Origin of the sequence: Flavobacterium rhizophilum (assembly GCF_046000485.1) — a bacterium.
In the GTDB taxonomy this organism is placed as follows: Bacteria; Bacteroidota; Bacteroidia; order Flavobacteriales; family Flavobacteriaceae; genus Flavobacterium; species Flavobacterium rhizophilum.
Genome location: NZ_JBELQB010000028.1, coordinates 1 through 1,485, shown reverse-complemented (window position 1 = coordinate 1,485; position 1,485 = coordinate 1). Strand labels below are relative to the sequence as shown.

Below are 1,485 nucleotides of genomic sequence, written 5' to 3'. Positions count from 1 at the left end.
ATAGAGTACATGCCTTTTGGAGAAATGCTGGTTGACGAGCATATCAATTCCTTTAACACGCCGTTTAAGTTTAACGGCAAGGAATATGACGAGGAAACTGGAAATTATTATTACAGTGCAAGGTATTATGACCCGAAATGGAGTATCTTTATATCTGTTGACCCGCAGGCGGAGCAGACTATGAGTTCTTATGGGTATTGTTATAATAATCCTGTTAAGTTTGTTGACCCTGATGGCAGAAAACCTTTTGATTGGATATTAGTTACTGGAAATAAAATATATTGGTATGGAGGTAATTATGGAGATAAATCAAATTTAAAATATACCTTTAAAGCGTCTTCAGGTATGAATAATGTTAAGCTTAGTGACGGAACAGCTATAAGTTTACAAAAGGCAAAATATCAATACATACCCAATAATGGTCCAACAGTAGAAGGAAAATATCAAATAAACCTAGAGCCAGACCCTAACAGAGTAGCTAAAGCTGATGGAAAAACAGGACAATTACTAAGAAATCCTGATGGAGGTATTGAAAAAATACCAGATTTTGTGCCTTCAGATAGTAATCCTAATGTTGGATGGTCATATGAAGAATGGGGTGAAAATAGAGTCCGATTGCAGCCTGTAAATGTCCCTCAGCCAAAAGATAATTCTAATGAAACAGGTATTACAGGTGGAGGGGGTAAAAGAGATTTAAACTCTTTTTATTTACATGATTCCCAAAAAGGTTATTCACATGGCTGTACAGAGTGTGACACTGAGTTGTTTGACCAGTTGATTAAGTATAGAGCGGAAGGGAATAAGAATATCGAAGTACAAGTTAAGTATCCAAATAAAGAACACGTAACAAATGGAGGTACAAAAAAAGAACCATAAAAAACATTTTATTATGCATACTAAAATATTTTTATTTATAACAATTTTTTTGTTGGTGAGTTGTAAAACAAGTAAAAATGTAATGACCTTTGATAAGGAAAATGTTGATAAAGTTGAGATTGAAATTAATAAATTCAAGATACCATTAAAAAAAAATTTGATTAATGATTTTATAAAAGATTTTAATAGAAATGAACTTGTTTACTCCGATAAAAAAAATACTTATTTACTCGACTTAATTATTTATACAAAAGACGGTGAAATAATTTATTTAAAATCGAATGGGGCTAACGTGTTCTACAATAAGTCTTTTGTTTTAGTTAATAGTGAGAATTTAATATCAAAATATTGGCAAATTGAAGAAGAAAATCTTCCACATATTAAGGCGCCTGAACCTAGATAAAGTAACTTATACTAGATGGAATGATTATGTTTTAATGTTTTGATTGTAATTAAAAGTTATATAATTAATAGTAGATTAATGTATAAATAATAAGGCAACCTTCGGGTTGCTTTATTATTTTAATTCATTTCGGTAATGTATCAGATTAGGTGTTTTGATAAAATTACAATGTAACCATTTGAAAAACAGTATTAAATTAGAAATTT

General features: G+C 30.2%; 2 protein-coding genes. Both read left to right on the top strand.

Annotated elements, in window-relative coordinates; genetic code table 11:
- The coding region (locus ABS768_RS17530; RefSeq protein ID WP_408076246.1) for an RHS repeat-associated core domain-containing protein at positions 1-876 on the top strand (876 nt) is incomplete at its 5' end.
- Positions 877-889: 13 nt separating this feature from the next.
- Positions 890-1,279, top strand: coding sequence for a hypothetical protein (locus tag ABS768_RS17525; RefSeq protein WP_408076245.1), 390 nt, complete (start codon positions 890-892; stop codon positions 1,277-1,279).
- Positions 1,280-1,485: the final 206 nt, after the last annotated feature.